This is a genomic window from Pinirhizobacter soli, from assembly GCF_015905305.1.
Taxonomy (GTDB): Bacteria; Pseudomonadota; Gammaproteobacteria; order Xanthomonadales; family Rhodanobacteraceae; genus Pinirhizobacter; species Pinirhizobacter soli.
This window is the reverse complement of record NZ_JADZLQ010000001.1, coordinates 413,553-433,933: the sequence shown is the minus strand read 5'-3', so window position 1 is coordinate 433,933 and position 20,381 is coordinate 413,553. Positions and strand designations below refer to the sequence as shown.

Annotated in this window: 11 protein-coding genes; 8 read left to right on the top strand and 3 right to left on the bottom strand. The window is 64.3% G+C overall.

The genetic code is table 11. The annotated features are described in order from the left end of the window. Window positions 1-129: 129 nt before the first annotated feature. From NDK18_RS01545 to NDK18_RS01535, 3 genes are all read left to right on the top strand, one after another. Window positions 130-4,245, top strand: a complete 4,116-nt coding sequence (locus NDK18_RS01545) for an ESPR-type extended signal peptide-containing protein (protein WP_250626897.1) — start codon at window positions 130-132, stop codon at window positions 4,243-4,245. 160 nt (window positions 4,246-4,405) lie between these two features. Continuing rightward, the gene (locus tag NDK18_RS01540) at window positions 4,406-4,990 is read left to right on the top strand and encodes a DUF1989 domain-containing protein (RefSeq protein WP_250622820.1); all 585 of its coding nucleotides are present in this window, start codon (window positions 4,406-4,408) and stop codon (window positions 4,988-4,990) included. Then, window positions 4,983-6,068, top strand: a complete 1,086-nt coding sequence (locus NDK18_RS01535) for an ATP-grasp domain-containing protein (protein WP_250626896.1) — start codon at window positions 4,983-4,985, stop codon at window positions 6,066-6,068. Before NDK18_RS01540 ends, NDK18_RS01535 begins: the two co-directional genes overlap by 8 nt. Before the next feature lie 12 nt (window positions 6,069-6,080). Here NDK18_RS01535 and NDK18_RS01530 read toward each other — a convergent pair whose 3' ends face one another. The 3 genes from NDK18_RS01530 to NDK18_RS01520 form a co-directional block, all read right to left on the bottom strand. Beyond that, window positions 6,081-7,007 carry a lysylphosphatidylglycerol synthase domain-containing protein gene (locus tag NDK18_RS01530; RefSeq protein ID WP_250626895.1) on the bottom strand — a complete coding sequence of 309 codons (927 nt, stop codon included), beginning with the start codon at window positions 7,005-7,007 and terminating at the stop codon, window positions 6,081-6,083. A 46-nt stretch (window positions 7,008-7,053) separates the two neighbouring features. Beyond that, window positions 7,054-7,749, bottom strand: a complete 696-nt coding sequence (locus tag NDK18_RS01525; RefSeq protein WP_425600623.1) for a DODA-type extradiol aromatic ring-opening family dioxygenase — start codon at window positions 7,747-7,749, stop codon at window positions 7,054-7,056. Between the two features lie 191 nt (window positions 7,750-7,940). After that, window positions 7,941-8,900 carry a LacI family DNA-binding transcriptional regulator gene (locus NDK18_RS01520; RefSeq protein WP_250622824.1) on the bottom strand — a complete coding sequence of 320 codons (960 nt, stop codon included), beginning with the start codon at window positions 8,898-8,900 and terminating at the stop codon, window positions 7,941-7,943. A gap of 324 nt (window positions 8,901-9,224) precedes the next feature. On the opposite strand from NDK18_RS01520, the gene pgmB reads away from it, so the two are divergent. From pgmB to NDK18_RS01495, 5 genes are all read left to right on the top strand, one after another. Further along, window positions 9,225-12,290: a beta-phosphoglucomutase gene (pgmB, locus tag NDK18_RS01515; protein ID WP_250626893.1), complete on the top strand. Its 3,066-nt coding sequence runs from the start codon at window positions 9,225-9,227 to the stop codon at window positions 12,288-12,290. A 33-nt stretch (window positions 12,291-12,323) separates the two neighbouring features. Continuing rightward, window positions 12,324-14,882: a TonB-dependent receptor gene (locus NDK18_RS01510; protein ID WP_250622826.1), complete on the top strand. Its 2,559-nt coding sequence runs from the start codon at window positions 12,324-12,326 to the stop codon at window positions 14,880-14,882. Window positions 14,883-14,985: 103 nt separating this feature from the next. After that, the gene (locus NDK18_RS01505) at window positions 14,986-16,251 is read left to right on the top strand and encodes an MFS transporter (protein ID WP_250622827.1); all 1,266 of its coding nucleotides are present in this window, start codon (window positions 14,986-14,988) and stop codon (window positions 16,249-16,251) included. Window positions 16,252-16,255: 4 nt separating this feature from the next. Then, on the top strand, window positions 16,256-17,860 hold the full coding sequence (locus NDK18_RS01500; RefSeq protein WP_250626892.1) for a tannase/feruloyl esterase family alpha/beta hydrolase: 1,605 nt from the start codon (window positions 16,256-16,258) through the stop codon (window positions 17,858-17,860). Beyond that, window positions 17,857-20,370: a glycoside hydrolase family 95 protein gene (locus tag NDK18_RS01495; protein ID WP_250622829.1), complete on the top strand. Its 2,514-nt coding sequence runs from the start codon at window positions 17,857-17,859 to the stop codon at window positions 20,368-20,370. The genes NDK18_RS01500 and NDK18_RS01495 overlap by 4 nt, the downstream gene beginning before the upstream one ends. Window positions 20,371-20,381: the final 11 nt, after the last annotated feature.

Below are 20,381 nucleotides of genomic sequence, written 5' to 3'. Positions count from 1 at the left end.
TGGGATCAAGCGGCTCGAGGGACTCGAACCCGCCCATGCGCACCCCCGGCGTCTAGGACGGACTCCCCCTTGTGAATTGCCAGTGCGCCGTGCAGCGCACGACATTCATCGCAATCGGGAATAACCATCATGAATACCATCTATCGCATCGTCTGGAACGTGACCCTGGGTAAGTGGGTCGTTGCCTCTGAACTGGCCAAGGGCCGCAAGAAGAAATCCTCCCTGAAGACCGCCATGCTTTCGCTCGCCGTGATCGGTGCGATGGCAGGCATCGGCGCGTCCAGCGTGTACGCCGCCGACGTCACCGCGCCCTCGTCTGTGGTTGGCGAAGATCCGCATGAAACGGCTTCCAACGAACTGGTGATGACGCCATTCTTCGTCGGCGGTGCCGCCGACGACAAGGGCAACGCGACCAATACCGCCATTGGGCAGGGCGCGAGCGCTGGCATCAGCTCGACCAGCGATACGAAATCCACCGCCGTGGGTAGCGGCGCCCAGGCCACGACGTTCTATGCCACGGCCGTGGGCGGCGACAGCTACGCTGCAACGCAGAATTCCGTGGCGATCGGCAACGGTGCCCGAGCGGGTATTGATACTGCCAACGTGGTCGCCGGCCTCGCCCAGACGGCGATCGGCTCCGGGGCTTCCGCGACGGGTGCGAGCGGTGCGACGGCGATCGGCTGGGGCGCGAAGGCCACTTCGGTTGTGAAAGATGAGTGGAGCGCCACGGCGGTGGGCACCCATGCGGTGGCGGACGGCGACGGCGCGGCGGCATTGGGCGACTCGGCCAATGCCACTGGCGACCGGACCGCGGCATTCGGGCGTGGCGCCAAGGCCACCCAGAACGATGCCACGGCGTTCGGTGCCGGCACCTCGGTCGTGGCCGCGGGTGGCACGGCGATCGGCAGCGGCGCGCAGGTTGCCGCGACAGCCAGCAGTGCCGTAGCGATCGGCAACGGAAGCAGCGCCAATCGCGCCAATACGGTATCGGTGGGCACGACGGCGGCCGGCGGGCAGCGCCAGGTCGTCAATGTTGCCGCTGGTACGCAAAACACCGATGCGGTGAACGTGAGCCAGCTCAACAGTACGGCTAAGAGCGTGGCCGATGCCCTGGGCGGCAGCGCCTCGGTCAATCCGGACGGCACCGTCAAGGCGCCAAGCTACACCTTGGCGGACCTCGCCAACGGCGGCAACAAGACGGTGAACAACGTCGGCGATGCACTGGGCCAGCTGAACTCGAACGTGACCAATGTCGATGCTCGCGTGACCGCGGCGACCCGTTATTTCAAGGCCAATGGCAAGAACGACGGCACGGACGATGCCAGCGCCGCGGGCGCCAATGCCATTGCGATCGGCAGCAATGCCAAGGCCCTGAAGACACTCAGTGCGGGCGCCATTGCCATCGGCAACAACGCCGTGGCCGAATCCGGCACTTCCGCGAACCTGCAGAGCAGTATCGCGATGGGCGTCAAGGCCGCGTCCTACAACGCCGGCGCCGTCGCCATCGGCGAAGATGCGCGAGCGGGTGTCGACAAGGATGGTAACAAGAGCAACGCTAATTTTGGCGTGTCGATCGGCACGGGTACCCGTAGCGCCAATGGCGCCTCGGCGGTCGGCTATCTGGCGAGCGCCGCCGGTGGCTCGTCGGTTGCTTTCGGTATTCGTGCGGACGTAGGCGCCAACGCATCGTCCGGCATCGCCTTGGGGAACCAGTCCACGGTAACCGCCGGTGACGGGCGCACCGCGAACGGCAGCATGGCGCTGGGTAATGGCGCGGCCGTATCGACGACGGGTGCTACCGGCACGGGCAATGCGGACAACAGCCTGGCCATCGGTACCGGGGCGAAGGTTACGGCCTCGAGTGCACAGCATGCCAATAATAGTATCGCCATCGGTAACGGCGCTAAGGTGACCTCTTCGACTACCGTCGAAGCCAGCAACAGCATCGCGCTCGGTAATGGCGCCAGCGCAACTGCTTCCAATGCGGTTGCCTTGGGTGCGGGCTCAACTGCGACCACGGCCAATACGGTGTCAGTGGGTAACGCCACAACGCAGCGCAAGATCATCAACCTGGCCGCTGGCACCGCCGATACCGATGGGGTGAATGTTTCCCAGCTCAAGGGCACGGCGCAAAGCGTCGCCGGCTCGCTGGGTGGTGGTTCGACCGTCAAAGCGGACGGCACGATCAACCGGCCGAGCTACACCGTGGCCGACCTGGGCAAGGGTGGCAACAAGACGGTGGACAACGTGGGCGACGCCCTGGGTCAGCTCAATGCCAATACGACCCAGCTCGACGGCCGCGTCACCAAGAACGAGGGCGACATTGTGACCATCGGCGACCGCGTGACCAAGACCGAAGGCGATATCGTCACTGTCGGCAAGCGCGTGACCAAGAACGAAGGCGACATCGTTACCATCGGCGACCGCGTGACCAGCACCGAAACCAACATTACCAACCTCGACGGCCGCGTTACGACGAACGAAGGCGACATCGTCGATATCCGCAAGCAGCTGGGCAGCGGTTCGATCGGCCTGGTGCAACAGGATGCGACCAGCCGCGACATCACGGTGGCCGCGGGTACGGATGGCGGCCGGGTGAATTTCGCCGGCACGGACGGCGCTCGCAAGCTGGCGGGTGTGGCCGCGGGTGAACTGTCGGCGACGAGTGCTGAGGCGGTGAACGGTTCGCAGCTGTTCGCAACCAATGAGCGCGTGACCAAGAACGAAGGCGACATCGTCACCATCGGCGACCGCGTGACCAAGAACGAAGGCGATATCGTCACCATCGGCAGCCGCGTGACCAAGAACGAAGGCGACATCGTTACCATCGGCGACCGCGTGACCAGCACCGAAACCAACGTTACCAACCTCGACGGCCGCGTGACGACGAACGAAGGCGACATCGTCGATATCCGCAAGCAGCTGGGCAGCGGCTCGATCGGCCTGGTGCAGCAGGATGAGACCAGCCGCGATATCACGGTGGCTGCGGGTACGGACGGCGGGCGGGTGAATTTCGCCGGCACGGACGGCGCTCGCAAGCTGGCGGGTGTGGCCGCGGGTGAACTGTCGGCGACGAGTGCGGAGGCGGTGAATGGTTCGCAGCTGTTCGCGACCAATGAGCGCGTCACGAAGAGCGAGGGCGATATTGTCAATCTCGATGGCCGTGTCACCAAGAACGAAGGCGACATCATCGACCTGGGCGACCGCATCAACAACGGTTCGGTGGGCTTGGTCCAGCAGGCCGGTGCGAATGCGAGCGTGACGGTGGCGGCGGCGAGCGGCGGTACGGTCGTTGACTTCACCGGCACCGACGGCACGCGTCAGCTCAAGGGCGTGTCTGAGGGTTCGGACGACACCGATGCGGTGAACGTCGGGCAGCTGAAGAAGGCCGGCCTCGTCGGCGGCGACGGCAGCACGCTTGACGCCGTGGTCTACGACGCCGGCTCCAACCGTGGCTCGGTGACCTTCGGTGGCCTGGGCGGCACGAAGCTGACCAACGTCATGGCGGGTCTTGTGTCCTCCACCAGCACCGATGCCGTCAACGGCAGCCAGTTGTGGATCCTGCAGGACCAGGTAAACCAGCTGGGTGATAGCGTGACCAACATGTCGATCAATATCCAGAACAACGCTGCTCCCGGCAACGGTCCAGCCATGCCGTCCCCCGTACCGGCGCCCGGCAATGGCGAGGGTGGTCGTGACCCGGCCTTCGCCGCCAACGGTGACGGTGGCCCAGCTTCTGCCACCGGCAAGGACAGCGTTGCCGCGGGTACCGGCGCCTCGGCCACGGCCGACAATTCGGTGGCCATCGGTGCCGGGTCCGTGGCTGATCGCGCCGACACGGTGTCGGTGGGCTCGGCAGGCCATGAGCGCGTGGTGAGCAACGTTGCGGCCGGTTCGCAGCGTACCGACGCCGCCAACTGGGGCCAGGTGCAGGATGCGCTGGCGACGGCCAACCGTTACACCGACGATCGCTTCGACGGCGTGAACCGCCGGATCGGCGAGGTGCAGCGCCAGGCCAACCGTGGCATCGCCGCTTCCGCGGCCTTGATCAACGTCACGCCGTACATGCCCGGCAAGACGGTGCTCAACGCTGGTGTCGCGAACTATCGCGGTGAGTCCGCCCTGGGCGTGGGCGTGTCGCGCTGGAACGATACCGGTCGGGTGAACTTCAACGCGGGCATGTCGGCCGCGGCTGGTGATTCGCCGATCTTCCGCATGGGCGTGGGTGTCGTCCTGGGAGACTGATCGGCTACGGGTAAGTCACCGCGGCAGGGACGCCGCGGCCCAACGGACTGGAAGCGGTGACGGATCACCACAGCGGGCGCCTTCGGGCGCCCGTTTTTTTCACGGGGAGTTACGCCAACTGCTCATAGCATCGAAGGTGAATCCCCCGTCACAGGTAGTCATGCCACGCATCCCCCCACGTAGCGGCGTTGCATTCCCGATGAAGGCCGGCCAACGGCTGGTAGTCACTGATCCCTTTGGCGAGCAGGTGGCGGACCTGGTTGCCTTCAACCTGGACGATCCCCGGGAAGTCATTTCCTCGGGCCGGAGCATCGACTATGCGGGGAAAATCTATCTTTCCACTGGGGACGAGCTCTATTCCAACCGCAGCCGGGCCATGTTCCGTATCGGCGAGGACCACGTCGGGCGGCACGATTTCCTCTTGACGCCATGCTCGGCGGAGATGTTCCGCAAGCTCTACGGCGATAGCGAACCGCACCGCGGATGTTTCGGCAACCTTGCCGCGGCCCTGGCGCCCTATGGCATCAGTGGCGATCAGATCCCGGTGGCCTTCAACGTGTTCATGAACGTCCCGGTGCATGCCGATGGCAGCATCACGGTGGAACCACCGCTTAGCCGCGCCGGCGACTGCACCGTGTTCGAGGCACGGATGGACCTTATCGTCGGGCTCACCGCCTGTTCGGCCGGGCAGTCGAACAACTTCGCCTACAAGCCAATCGACTACCTGGTGCACAACGATGACTGAGCTTGGCCGACGCCTTGCACGGCCACTGGCGGCAGCCCCGCGAATTGGCCGCTTCGAGCGACTGCCCAAATGGCTGAACCTGGTGCCGATGGTGGCGCAGTGGTGCTGGCTGGGCATCGGGTATCGAAGCCTGACATTGCCATCGGCGCTCAACCCTGGCATCACTGCCGGTGGCTTGGTCGGTGAAGGCAAGTCCGAATATTTCCGTGCGATGGGGCCGCTGGCGAAGGCCGCAACGGCACCGTACATCAGCTGCAAGAAGTTCGCCGAGTGCGATGTCCAGGGCCTTGCGGCCGGGCTCCGTGACGCGGGCCTGGCCTACCCGGTGGTCGCCAAGCCCGAGATCGGCTGGTGCGGATTTGGCGTGCGACGCATCGATGACGATGCGGGGCTTGCCGATTACCTGGATCGTTTTCCCGAAGGCGAGGATTTCATCCTGCAACGGTACCTGGACGAACCTGGCGAAGCCGGGCTGTTCTATACGCGCGAACCCGGGCAATCGCATGGCGAACTCTTCGCTATCCTGTTGCGTGCATTTCCCAGTGTGGTCGGTAACGGTGTCGACGATATCGGCACCCTGGCGTGGCGCGATATCCGCGCGCGGCGTGGCATGCACGATTCGCATCACGCCTCGTCGTTCGATCCACGATACATTCCCGCAAAGGGTGAACAGGTGCGCGTGGCGACTGTTGCCTCCACGCGGGTAGGTGGCGGTTACGAAGACGGTGCGCGGTTTCGCACGGCGGCACTGGCCGAGAAAGTCGACGAGATCGCCCGGGACATGGGTGATTTCCACGTGGGACGTTTCGATGTCCGATATGCCACGCCAGCGGCGCTGGCCGCGGGGGAATTCACCATCATGGAAGTCAACGGTGCAGGTTCCGAGGCCGTGCATGCGTGGGATCCACGCTATGGCATCAGCGACGTCTACCGCATCGTCTTCGCCAAGCAACGGATGCTTTTCCGGCTCGCTGCCATGGCCCGAGCCCGTGGCAACGCCCCGGTAAGCGGATGGAGGCTCGCGTCGTTGTTCCTTCGCCAAAGACGCCTGTTGCGGACCTATCCGCCGTCGAACTAGCCGTTGCTTGCCTTATGCTTCGCCCGGCGCCGGCTGGTTGGCCAGGCGCTTGCGCAGGAAGTATTGCCAGCTGAACACCATCACCGCCGCAGTGCACGGAAGCAGGTTGTAGATCAGGCGGTAGAGCACCAGCGCGGCCAGCACTTCCTCGCCCGGTACCGAGGGCAGGGCGGCGAGCACGGTAGCCTCGAACACGCCAAGGCCACCGGGCGAATGACTGACGATGCCGATCAGCACGCCGATCACCAGCACCGGCACCAGGCCGGTGAAACTGGGCACCGCGCCCTTAGGCAGCAGGATGTAGAAGGCGATCGCCGCGGCCGTGGCTTCGATAAGCCCCAACACCAGCTGTTGTGCAAGCCAGGCGCGGCGGATGCGGGGTACCGTGACGTTACGGAACGGCTTCTTGCCGCTAGCCGCGGGCAGCCACCAGATGGTGGCCAGCAGGGCAATAGCGATGATCGCGCCGGCCACACGGTGGGTCCAGGGATCTTCCGGCGCGATGATCATGGTGATCGCAAGCAGGCCACCGGAACCGAGGCCCACACTGATCCCGACCAGGGTGACGATGCTGCCGATGTCGATCGCATTGAGTCCGCGTGCCTTATAGGCCCGGTAGCGCACGGCACCGCCGGTGAATGCATGGAAGCCCAGCGTGTTCGACAGCGCATGGGCCATCCAGCCCACCGAGAGCGACTGGCCTGGCGGGATGCGTCCGGGAACCACCGCCTGCGTGGCGTAGCGCTCGTACAGCGCCAGCACGGTGAAGCTCGCCACCGTGGCGCCCAGCGCGATCAGCATGCTCGACCACGAGGTATCGGCGAAGGACTTATGCAGGCTCGCCCAGGACATGGTCCTGGACAGGTGCACCAGGGTACCTATGGCCAGCGCCAGTAGTGCCAGCGCCAGGCCCACCTGTATCCACGTCCTTCCCTTCATCGACTCGCCATGATCGCCGCGATACGGCGGTGGCGGCCATTGTGGCTCAAGCAGCGTCGGGAAGGGGCAGCCCCCACGCATAGGAATCCATCGCCAGCACGCCGTAGGTCATGCCGCCGGGAAGCAGCTGCGCCTGTTCGCCTTCGGTGGCTGCACCGGCGGCCACCATGAGTGGCAGGAAATGTTCCTCGGTGGGATGTGCACGCTCGGCGGACGGCGCATGCACGCGGTAATGCAGCAGCGCATCGGTGTCGCCGCCCAGTACTGCCCGGGTCGTCCAGTTGGCAAATGCCTGCGCATAGGGCGCTTCCTTGCCGCCGTGGAATACCTCATAGAGGTTGTGGGTGAGGCTTCCCGAACCCACGATCGCCACGCCCTGCGCCCGCAGCGGCGCCAGTGCGCGGCCCATGCGCAAGGCTGCTGCGGTATCGAAGTCGCGCGGCATGGACACCTGGAACACCGGCGTGTTCGCCTCGGGCAACAGATACCGCAGTGGCACCCATGCGCCATGGTCAAGCCCGCGCCCGGCATCGGGCTCGGCGGCGAAACCGGCCGATTCGAGCAACTGCACGGCATGCGCGGCCCAATCGGGTGCGCCCGGCGCCCGATAGCTCAGCTGGTAAAGCGGTTCGGGAAACCCGCCGAAATCGTGGATCGTGTCGGGTGCGGGTGTTGTGGCTACGCGCACACCGCGCGTCGTCCAGTGTGGCGAGACGATAAGTACCGCCTTCACCGTTCCCATGCGCCGTCCTGCCGCTGTCAGTACCGGGCCAAGCTGGCCAGGTTGAAGGGCAAAGGTGGGCGCTCCGTGGGAAATGAATAGGGCGGGGGCAGTAGGGGAAGCGTTGGTGTCCATGCACCCAATGTAGGTTGCCCGAGCGTGGATGGAAACGTTCGCCGCGCGCACGCATTGTTTCCCCTGGCGTTACGATCTCAGGTGCCGCGGATCACCAGTTCAACAGGCAGGCTCTCCGATTCGGCGTCTTCGTGGCCAATCAGGCCCAGCACCTTGCGAGCGAGCAGTGTGCCGCCGAGCTGCCAGTCCTGGCGCACGGTGGACAGGGCCGGGAGGAACGTGGCGCCCGCGGGCATATCGTCGTAGCCCACCACCGAAACATCGCGGGGAACGGACTTGCCCAGTTCGACGGCGGCGCGGATGGCACCCATCGCCAGCAAGTCGTTGCAGGCGAAGATGGCGTCGAAGGCCACGCCGCGTGCATGCAACGCCTGGACGGCCTCGGCACCTGATTCGGGAGTGAATTCGTCCCGCTTAAGTAGCAATGGCTTGATGCCGCGTGCGGCCAGTGTGTCGACGAAACCGTTGAGGCGGTCGAAGATTTCCGGATGGCTGGGATTGCCGATGAAGATCGGTTGCCGCCTTCCCAGGGCGAAGAAATGTTCCGCCACGCGCGCGCCGCCGCCGCGGTTGTCGCTGCCGATGGTGACGTGGGAACCGGCCACCGACGTGGCGCCCCATACCGCCATAGGCAACCCCAGGCGGTCGAAGCGGCGTACCGCTTCCTGGTTCGCGCCCTGGCCGAGCAGGATCAGGCCGTCGGCTGCCTGCACCGCCGCTACCGTGGCACCCTGGCGCGTAGTCAACAGCACGCTGTAGCCGGCGGCGGTGAGCTCCTGCGAGATGCCGCCGAGCAGGGCAAGCGGGTAGGGATCGAACATGCCGCGTTGCGCCGTGGGCTTCATCTCTACGATCACGGCAACGGTATGGCTGCGGCGCAGCCGCAGGTTGCGCGCATTGACGTTCAGTTTGTAGCCATGCTCGCGGGCAATCGACTGGATGCGATCACGGGTCTGGGCATTGACCAGAGGGCTGTCGCCCAGGGCGCGGGAAACGGTGATCTTCGACACGCCCGACAGGCGTGCGAGGTCTGCCATGGTAGGGCTGGACGGCAGCACGCGACCTGCAGTGGCTTTAGTCGTCCGGCTCAACGGCTTGGGTTCCCTGTGTGCTGTCGCAACCATGGCGTCCGCATGGTTGCCTGGCCGCGGCCATGGTGCCTTATCGGCGCCGGGAATTCAGCCAACCTGTAATTGTGCACTGCAATATGTAACGACGGTGTGACGCTACCGTGAAGTTACTTCGTTCGGACGGCTTGATATCGATAACAATCGCTGGCACAGTTCGCTCGCCTGTGGCGGGATGCAATCGTTTACGGGTAATGATATCGATAACAACCGACGTGCCGGGAATCCGTTAACGTGCCGATCAGCGCCACCGCTCCCTTGGCAGAAATTCCCAGCGCAGGGAAATGCGATCCCTGGGTGCTGCGCCGCCAGGGCACCGACCCTTCCGCCTTCGCCCAGGAAGAAAGCCTCTTCGCCGTAGCCAATGGCGCGCTGGGTGTGCGAGGCGGCTTGGAGGAAGGCGGCAACCACAGCCAACGCAGTTTCATCGCTGGCATTTGGGAACGTTCGCCGATCCACTACCACGAGAGGTTTTCCGGCTTTGCCCGGCATACCGATACCCGCGTGCCGGTGGCCGACGGCACCGCTATCCGCCTGCGACTGGGCGATACGCTTGTAGACCTGGCGCAGGGCCAGTGGCTGGACTTTACCCGTGAACTGGATATGCGCCGCGGCGTCTTCCGGCGGACCCTGCGCTGGCGCAGTGCGTCGGGGCAGACGCTGGACATCATCGCCGAGCGCCTTGCCGCGCTGGACGAGCCGGGCCTGCTGGCGATGCGCTACCAGGTGATCTCGGTGGACTACCAAGGCCCCATCACGCTGGAATCGTCCATCGACGCGGGCAAGGCTCCGGTGGAGCAGGGCGACGACCCGCGCATCGGCGCACAGATTGAAGGTGGCTTGCACCTGGTCGACGCCCATGCCGACGAACGATCGGCCTGGGTGATGCAGCGGACCACCCATAGCGACATTTCCCTGGTGTGCGCGCAACGCCACCGCGTGATCGAGGGCGACCTTGCCATCGGCGCCTGCAAGAGCACGCCGCGCGGCGTGGTGCAGGTGTTCAGCGGCACGCTGGCTCCCGGGCAGGGCGTGTCGATCGAGAAAAATGTCGGCTATGCATGGACCGATCCGGGCCATGGAAGTGCAGCGGAACGTTTGCATGCGTTGGCCGAAGCGGTACTGGACCGCGCCGGCGCGATGGGTTTCCCGGCGTTGCTGGTGCAGCAGACCGGTACATTGGAACGCTTCTGGAATGAAGTTGACCTTGGCTGCGACGACGCCCTGGTGGAACAGTCCCTGCGCTTCAACCTGTTCCATCTTTATCAGTCGTCCGGGCGCGACAGCAGCGGCAGCACCGCTGCCAAGGGCCTCACCGGCGAAGGTTACGAGGGGCATTATTTCTGGGACACCGAGGTCTTCATGCTGCCCGCGCTGGCGCCGGTGGCGCCGGAGATTGCACGCAACATGCTGGCGTACCGCTATCGCACGCTTGATCGTGCCCGTGCCCATGCCCGTGAGATGGACCACGCAAGCGGCGCGCTGTACGCCTGGCGCACGATCAGCGGCGATGAGTGTTCGTCTTACTTTCCCTCAGGTTCGGCGCAGTACCACATCAATGCCGCCGTGGCCTGGGCGGTTCGCCACTACTGGGATGTCAGCGGCGACGACGGCTTCATGCTGGACGAGGGCGCCGAGATACTCTTCGAGACCGCGCGAGTGTGGCGCGACGTAGGTCACTTCAGCGACCGCCACGATGGCGCGTTCTGCATCCACGAAGTGACCGGCCCGGATGAATATTCGGCGCTGGTGAACAACAATTTCTATACCAACCGCATGGCGCAGCGGCATCTTGCCGATGCGGCCGGCACGGCGCGCTGGATGGCCCAGGCGCATCCGGAACGGTTCGACGCGCTCGCCGCGCGCCTGTGCCTGACCGATTTCGAAGTGGCGCAGTGGCGGCAGGCGGCAGCGATGATGTACCTGCCCACGGATGCGGCACTGGATATCTATCCGCAGGACGATGGTTTCCTCGACAAGCCGCGGCTGCCAGCGAACTTCCAGGATCACACCAACAAGCAACCGTTGCTGTTGCGCCTGCATCCTTTGACCATCTACCGCTACCAGGTGTGCAAGCAGGCTGATGCGCTGTTGGCGCTGATGCTTGCCGGTGAGCACGTGGGCGTGGCGGCCAAGCGGCGCAACTTCGACTATTACGAAGGCGTCACCGTGCACGACTCGACGCTTTCGGCGTCGACATTCGCCGTGATGGCTGCGGAAGTTGGCCATGCCGACAAGGCCTACGACTATTTCCTGGACACGCTGCGCGTGGATCTGGACGACCTGCATGGCAATGCAGCGCACGGCGTGCACATGGCGGCCATGGCCGGCAGCCAACTGGCGTTGACCTGGGGCTTCGGTGGGCTGCGCGTGCGCCATGGCAAGCCGTGGTTGGCGCCGCAATTGCCCAAGGCATGGAATTACTACCGGTTCGGCCTGCATTGGCAGGGCTGCCACCTGCGCGTTGAAGTGGACGCCACGGGCGTGCTGTATACCCTCACTCGCGGCGAGCATCTTGCCTTCGCCCATGGCGGCGTACCGCAGACCCTCCAGGCCGGGCAATCCGTACGCCTTGCACTGCCGGCGTTGCCGGCACCGGCGCCGGCATTGGCCCGGCCGCTGAAGGCGGTGATCTTCGACCTGGACGGCGTGATCGCCGACACCGCCGTGGTGCACGATGCGGCGTGGAAGCGCCTTGCCGGCGAGATCGGCGTGTCCTTCGGCGAAGGCATGGGCGAAAGGCTCAAGGGCGTCGACCGCATGGGATCGCTCGACATCCTGCTGGAGAACGCCGGCCGTGCCTTCAGCATGGAAGAAAAATTCGCACTCGCCGAACGCAAGAACGACTACTACAAGGCCCAGGTGCAGGTGATGGGCCCGCATGACCTGCTTCCCGGTGCGCGGCAGGCGATCGAAGCGGCGCGGCGCCAGGGGCTGAAGGTGGGCCTTGCGTCAGCCAGCCGCAATGCGCCGTTGTTGCTGGACCGCCTGGGCATTGCCAAGCTGTTCGACCATGTCGTGGATGCCGGGCTGATCGGCCATTCGAAGCCCCATCCGGAAATATTCCTTAGCGCGGCAAACGCCCTTGGCGTGGACCCGCAAGAGTGTCTCGGCGTGGAGGACGCCGCGGCTGGCATCGCCAGCATTCTCGCCGCAGGGATGGCGGCAGTGGGCATCGGCCAGCCCCATGTACTGGCTGACGCCCACGTGGTGCTGTCGAGCGTCGCCGAACTCGACTTGAGTTTCATCAAACATATCAGGCGGGAAGAGAGCGCAACGTCGGCATCGCCGGCGATATAGCGCATTAGTAGTTAACCCTGGGGAGGATAGACCGTGAAATCGCAAACCAAACTGACCCGCCTCGTGTTGTCGGCAGCTATTGCCGCGACCCTGGCTTCCGGCGCCGTCATGGCGCAAGACACCAACGCAGCCAACCAGCCGCCCGTTCCGGCTCCGGCTTCCCAGCCTGTGCCGCCGCCTCCTGCCCCAGCCAATGCGGCGCAGGCCAAGCAGCTGGACCAGGTGGTCGTGACCGGTAACGCCGCCAATGGCGGCTTGAAGAAGATCGATACCAGCTACAACATCACCGTGGCCAATGAAGAGGCCATCAGGCTGGCCAACCCGAAGAGCACGGCGGATCTGTTGAAGATATCCCCGGGCCTGTGGCCGGAATCCACCGGCGGCCAGACTGGCGCCAACATCGAAATCGCCGGCTTCCCCGGCGGTGGCGACGCGCCGTTCAACACAGTGCAGATGATGGGTTCGCCACTGTACGGCTTCCCCACCTTGAGCTTCTTCGAGCAGACCTCGATTTTCCGTCTGGACGATACTGTCCAGCGCGTGGAAATCATCCAGGGCGGCCCGGGCGTGGTGTTTGCCGACGGCCAGATGGGCGCGTCGGAAAACTTCATCCTGAAAACCGGTACCGACCAGCCATCGGGCAGCATCGGCGTGACCTACGGCAATGAAGGCCTGTGGCGCGCTGACGGCTTCTATGGCTTCAAGGTGGCCGACCGCTGGTATGGCAGCATTGGCGGCTTCTACCGCAAGTCCGATGGCGTGCGCGACCCGCAGTTTGCCGCTGACAAGGGCGGTCAGCTTACCGCCACGCTGTCACACGACCTGGAAAACGGCACGCTCACCTTCTGGGCGCGCGCGCTCAACGACAAGAACCAGTTCATCACGCCGATCCCGCTGATCCAGGACGGCACCCATAACTTCCGTTCGTACCCAGGCTTCGATCCGCTTACCGACACGTACTACAGCAAGGACATCCAGCACGTAACGCTGCCTGGTTACCCCGGCGGAGGCACGCATGCCGACCTTGCCGATGGCCGCGGTGCGAAGGTGAACTTCGCCGGGCTTAACTTCGACAACGACCTTGGTGACGGCTGGAGCATCTCCGATAAATTCCTGGTGATGGGAGGCGATGTCGACACCAACGCCTTGTTCTCGGGCACCAACCCGGCATCGCTGGACGACAAGCTTTACAACCTGACAAGTAACTTCGGTGGATTCGGCCTTCCCGCTGGCTCCGCCACGGCAACCTACAAGAATGGCGCGGCTGTCGACCCGAACCAGAGTGTGATCAGCCAGGGCTGGTGGTACATCCACAAGCACCTGCGCAACATGAACAACGACTTCCGCATCAGCAAGGAGCTGTTCGAGGGCAATACGCTGACCGCAGGCCTTTACGTGTCCAAGTCGTGGGACGATGACAAGTGGAACCTGGGCAACAACATGCTCATGACAAACACGCCCAATGCCAAGCCGATCACGGTGAGCTACGTGGATGGTGGCGTGGTCAAGCAGCTGACCGACAACCAGGGCTTCCTGGACTACGGCAGCTTCAACATTACCGAGCAGGGTCGTTCGACCAACAAGGCGTTCTACCTGTCCGATTCCTGGCGCGTGGGACCCTGGCTGTTCGACTTGTCCGCCCGTACGGAAAACCAGGATGCGACGAACAAGGTCTGCAACCTGACCAACGTCAACCTGGACGGCAACAACAACACGCTGTACGACAACGCCGTGCCGGTATGCAATGGCACTTACTCCAAGCCGCACTACGACAAGACGCACACGTCATACACCGGTGGCGCCAACTACGAGATCGCTCCGAACATGAGCGTCTACATTCGTGCGAACAAGGGCTATCACTTCTCGGACTTCGACAACGGCATCCGCGGCCAGAGCCCGGTCGACAACTTCCCGCCGCTGCAGAAGCTTGAGAATTTCGAAGGTGGCTTCAAGTACCAGTCGGAGCTGTTCTTCCTCGACATGAGCGTGTATCACCGCTTGTTCAGCGGCCTGCTGTTCACCCCGACGGACGTCAACGGCACGCCGCTGACGGGCCAGCAGGCGGTGTACGGTTCGGATTCGAAGGGCGTGAACATCGCAGCGGCAGTCAGCCCGACCAAGGATTTCAAGGTCCAGGTCGTGGCCGCCTACCTCGACGGCAAGTACTCGCATTACGATGCCTGCATCCCGAACACCAACCTGGTGACGGGCCAGACCACCTGTACGTTCATCAACGGCGTGAAGCTGCAGCGCCAGCCGACCTTCCGCTACATCCTGACACCCAGCTATCACTTCCCGATGTCGTGGGGTGACATCACGGCGCAGGTGTCTTACACGCGCGTTGGCCCGCACACGCAGGACATTTCCGGCCTGCAGCAACTGGGTACCTACCACACCTTCGATTTCGCCATCGTGGCGAATATCCAGGATCACTGGCAGGTGCGCCTGCAGGGCACGAACATCACCAACGAACTGGGCCTGACCGAGAGCAACTCGCGTATCTTCGGTACGGCCGCCGGTTCCGACGGTGTGATCCTTGCCCGGCCGCTGGAAGGCCGCGAGATCAACGCGCAGGTGAAGTACCTGTTCTGATCATGCGGTGAAGTGCATTGCCCGGGCCGTCTCTGGAGACGGCCCGGGTTTTTTACGGGATGATGTCCGTCAGTCACGTTTCGCCACTTCAAGTCGAGGCGCCATGAGTCGCATCCGCATGTTCGTCGCCCTGGCGCTCATCTACATGGTCTTCGCCGTGCTGCTCAACAGTGTCGGCGTGGTGATCCTGCAATCAATCTCGAGCTTCGGCGTGGACAAGCCCGCGGCGAGCCTGCTTGAACTTTTCAAGGACCTGCCGATCGCGGTCACGTCCTTCCTGGTGGCCTCGATGCTGCCGGTGCTGGGATATCGGCGGGCGATGATGCTTTCCCTCGCGCTCGTGGCCGGTGGTTGCGTGCTGATGCCGCTGTTCCCGGGGTTTCATACCACCGAATTGATGTTCTGCTGCGTGGGTGTTTCCTTTGCATTGGCCAAGGTGGCGGTGTATTCGTCCATTGGCCTGTTGACCAAGGATCGCGCCGAACATACCCGCTTGACCAACACCATCGAAGGCCTGTTCATGGCCGGCGTGCTGCTGGGCGGCTGGCTGTTCAGTGGCTTCATCGACGACGCATCGCCGGCCAACCCGGTGTGGCTGAACGTGTACTGGGTGCTGGCGGCGATCTGCCTGCTGGTGGTGGCGCTGCTCGCCACCTCGCACCTGGACGAATCGGCAGCGCACGCGGATCCCTCGAAGGTCGTACGCGGCACGCCCATGGAAATGTTCCGGCTGGCCGGCAAGCCGCTGGTGTATGTGTTCCTGATCTCGGCGTTTTTCTACGTGCTGATCGAGCAAAGCTTCAGCACGTGGCTTCCCACTTTCAATAATGAAGTGCTGAAGCTTCCGCATGCGATGAGCATTCAGATGGCCAGCATCCTTGCAGGCGCCACGGCCGTCGGCCGCCTGGTGGCGGGGCAGGTGTTGCGCCGCGTCCACTGGCACCTGCTGCTGAACCTCTCGGTGGTCGGGATGGGCCTGCTGGTGCTGTTGGTGATGCCGCTGGCCCGCGGCGTGGTGATCGACAGCCATGTCGGCTGGTTGAGCGCGCCGATCGCCGCCTACCTTATTCCGCTGATCGGCGTGCTGATGGCGCCGATCTACCCGGTCATCAACTCAGTGGCGCTAAGTTCCCTGCCCAAGCATGCCCATGCATCGATGACGGGGCTCATCATTATTTTCTCGGCGCTGGGCGGCACGCTGGGTTCGCGTGTCACCGCCCTGGTTTTCGCGCATTTCAATGGCATCACCGCCTTCTATTTTTCGCTGGTGCCGATGAGTCTTGTCCTGGTAGCACTGCATTTCTTCAAGCGCGAGACAGAGCGCGTGGGTTCGACCGGGCCCGTGGCGGTTGGCCTGGGCGCCAAGTAGCGCCATGTCCGCGTCACCGGCCATGGTGCGGGCGCCAGGCCGGGTGGGTCCGCGACGCCGTGCAAGCACGCCCCGAGCCTTGCTGGCTCTCCTGGCATTCATCACCTTACCCGCGAAGGCGGACGACGCCTGCCGAGCCCTTGCCGGCGTAGCCCTTGCGCATGCCAAGGTCGAATCCGCCATGGTGCAGCCGGGCGCGGATTTCCCGGCCAAGGGAGATCGCCTGGCGGCGCATGCCGGCGCCCATTGCGCGGTCCGGGTGGTCAGCCACCCCACGGCCGATTCGGACATCCACTTCGAGCTCTGGCTGCCACCGGCGGACGCTTGGAACGGTAAGTACCTGCAAAAGGGCAGCGGTGGCTGGGGCGGCGAGGTGTACACCTACGCGCTGGTGACGCCGCTCAACCGCGGCTACGCCACAGCGGTCACGGACGACGGGCACGTGGCCGACGGCACGGCCGGATTCACCGTGGGACACCCGCAGAAGATCCGTGACTTCGGCTACCGGGCCATCCATGAAACTTCCGTACTTTCGCGCCGCCTGATCGCCGCCTATTACCGGCGCGCACAGAGCCAGGCGTATTTCGTGGGATGTTCCGATGGCGGGCGCGAGGCGTTGATGCAGGCGCAGCGCTTCCCCGGCGACTTCGATGGCATCGTGGCCGGTGCGCCGGCCGCACGTTGGAGCCGCCTGATGACGGCCTTCGTGGCCAACGCCAGGCGGCTCGACGATGCTCCGTTACCCGTGTCGAAGCTGGCGGCGATCCAGAAAGCATCGCTTGCCTCCTGTGATGCGCTTGATGGTATCCGCGACGGCATCGTGGATGATCCACGGCGCTGCCGTTTCGACCCCGCCAGCATCCAGTGCAAGGGTGGCGACAGCAACGATTGCCTGACTGCCGAACAGGTGGCGACGGTGCGCGCGCTTTACGCAGGCCCCATGGATCCGGTCACCGGGGCACGCATCCATCCCGGCCTGGAGCCCGGCATGGAAGACGATGGCGGAAGCTGGCGGCTGTGGATTCTCGGTGGCGAGCAACGCAAGTTCGGTTTCAGCAACTTCGCCGACCTGGTGTACCAGGGGCGCGGCTGGGGTCCGGCTGGCCGCGACATCCATCGTGACCTGGTGGCCGCGCAGGAACGCGAGGCACCGTACCTGGATGCGTTCGATCCGGACCTCAGGGCATTCCGGGCCCATGGCGGCAAGCTGTTGCTGTTCCACGGCTGGGGCGATGCCGCCGTGCCGCCGCGGGGCACGATCGAGTATGTCCAGGACGTCGGCAACTTCATGGGCCGCCATGGCGAGCCTGCGAACCTTGACGATTTCGCCCGCCTGTTCATGGTGCCTGGCATGGGCCATTGTTGGGGTGGCCCGGGTGCCACATCCTTCGGCAACGAGGAAGTTCCACCGCCGGGCTTGCCGCAGGATGCCGACCACGACATCGTGATGGCGCTGGATCGTTGGGTGACCGAAGGCAAGGCACCGGAACAGCTTGTCGCCACGCGAACGGCCGAAGCTGTCGATTCGCCTGCCCGGACGCGGCTCTTGTGCAAATATCCCCAAGTTGCCCGGAACGGGCGCTGTGTTGCTGCTGGAAATCCTCCATGAAACAACTATCGCGTCGCGCGTTCCTGCGCGGCGCCAGCTCGCTTGGCTTGCTGCCCCTGGTGCCCCGTGGCATCGCCCAACCGGCGTCGGTCCCGCTACCTCAAGTCGATGCCGCGGAAACCTTGCTCTGGTTTGCCCAGCCCGCTAGTCGGTGGATCGATGCCTTGCCCCTGGGCAATGGCCGCCTCGGTGCGATGGTCCATGGTGGCGTGGACGGCAACGCATGGGAAGAACACCTGGCATTGAACGAAGACACGCTCTGGTCAGGCTATCCGCGCGACGGCAATAACCCCGATGCCAGCGCTCATTTGCAACCCCTTCGCGATGCGGTGCTCAAGCAAGCGGACTACCATCTGGGCGATCACATCGCCAGGCAGATGCAGGGGCGTTTCGCCGAGGCGTACCAGCCCCTGGCGGATGTGCGCATCAGCATGCGGTCGGCGTCCGTGGTGTCGGGCTATCGGCGCGAGCTGGACCTTGACCGCGCCTGTGCCACGGTGCGCTATACCGCCGATGGCGTGGCCTACCGTCGTGATGTCTTTGTGTCCGCGCCCGACCAGGTGATCGTGGTGCGCCTGGGCGCCGACCGAGCCGGAAGCATCAATGCCACCGTTGCGCTGGATGCGGTGCTCAAGGGATCGACCGGTGTGTATGCCGACGGGCGCCTGCAGTTGACGGGCAAGGCGCCTTCGCACATCGGTGGCAATGGCCGTCCGGTCACGCCCGATCCCGTGGAGAAAAGCCAGGCCGTGGGCGAGGGCATGTTCTTCGCAGCGACTCTCAGGTTGCTGCACGAGGGCGGTACGCTGGCGGTTGCCGGGGGCAAACTGGTGGTGACTGGCGCCGATAGCGTAACGTTGGTGATCGGCGCCGCCACTGGATTCCGCGGTGCACGCAGCAAACCCGATACGCCGCTCAACCAGGTAGCGGCCAGGGCGTGGCATGCCGTGGGCGAAGCGTGCAAGCATTCGAAGGATGCGCTCGTCGATCGCCATGTCGCCGATCACCAGGCGCTATTCCGGCGCACTAGCTTGCGCCTGGGCAAGCTTGCGCCATCGACCGATCCCACCGACCGACGCCGCGCGGGGCTTGCCGACCGGCCTGATCCATCGCTGTTCGCGCTGTACTTCAACTACGGCCGCTACCTGCTTATCGCCAGTTCCAGGCCCGGGTCGCAACCGGCGAACCTCCAGGGGCTGTGGAACGACTTTGTGCGTGCGCCGTGGAACTCCAATTACACCACCAACATCAACCTGCAGATGAACTACTGGCCGGCGCATACCTGCGGCCTGGATGAATGCGCCACGCCACTGCACGATTTCATCGCCACGCTGGCCGATACCGGTCACATTGCTGCACGCGAAACCTATCAATTGCCCGGCTGGGCCAGCCACCACAACAGCGACATCTGGGCGGCGGCGAATCCCGTGGGGCAGGGCATCGGTGATCCGTATTGGGCGAATTGGGCGATGAGCGGCCCATGGCTGTGCTCGCATCTTTACGATGCGTGGCTATTCTCCGGCGACAAGGACTTCCTGCGCGATAAGGCGTGGCCGGTGATGAGGGGCGCCGCCATCTTCTGCCTGGCGTGGCTGGTGGATGATGGCAAGGGTGGTCTTACCACGTGCCCATCGTATTCCACCGAGAACGACTTCATCGCTCCGGATGGATCCGTGGCCCAGACCAGTGCCGGCTGCACCATGGACGTGGCATTGCTTGGCGAGCTTTTCGCCAACTGCATCGACGTGGCGACGATACTTGGCGTGGACGGCGACATGGCACAGAAGCTCAAGGTTGCGCGCGGCAAGCTGCCACCGTACCGGGTAGGCCGATTCGGCCAGTTGCAGGAATGGTCGGAGGATTTTGCCGAAAGCCAGCCTGGGCAACGGCATATGTCCCACCTGTATCCGTTGTTCCCCGGGCGTGAGTTCACGCCGCGTCGAACGCCAAAGGAGGCCGCCGCGTCACGCGTGGCACTCGAACGGCGGCTGGCCCATGGTGGTGGCTCCACCGGCTGGAGCCGAGTATGGGCGGTCGCCCTATGGGCGAGGCTGGGTGATGGTGAGGCGGCATTCGCGTCGCTGGCGACGCTGCTGAAAGACCATACCAGTGCCAACCTGTTCGACACCCTCCCCGTGGACGACGGCCCGATTTTCCAGATCGACGGGAATTTCGGCGGCACCGCGGCGATTGCCGAAATGCTGCTGCAAAGCCATGCCGGCGAAGTGGCGCTTTTGCCGGCGCTGCCGAAGTCGTGGCCAGAGGGTTCCGTGCGGGGCCTGCGCGCCCGCGGAGGGTTCATCGTGGACGTTATGTGGTCCGGCATGCGCGCCACGTCGGCATCGATCGTCTGCCAGCAAAAAAATTCCCTGCTGCTGCGTGCGCCGCCGGGACAAGTAGTTACATCCGTTTTCATGGACGGCAAGGCCCGCGATGCCACCACGGGCGCCGATGGCTTGTTGCAATTGCAGGGCAAGGCGGGGCTCAATATCCAATTGTCGTTCTCTTGAAGGTGAATACC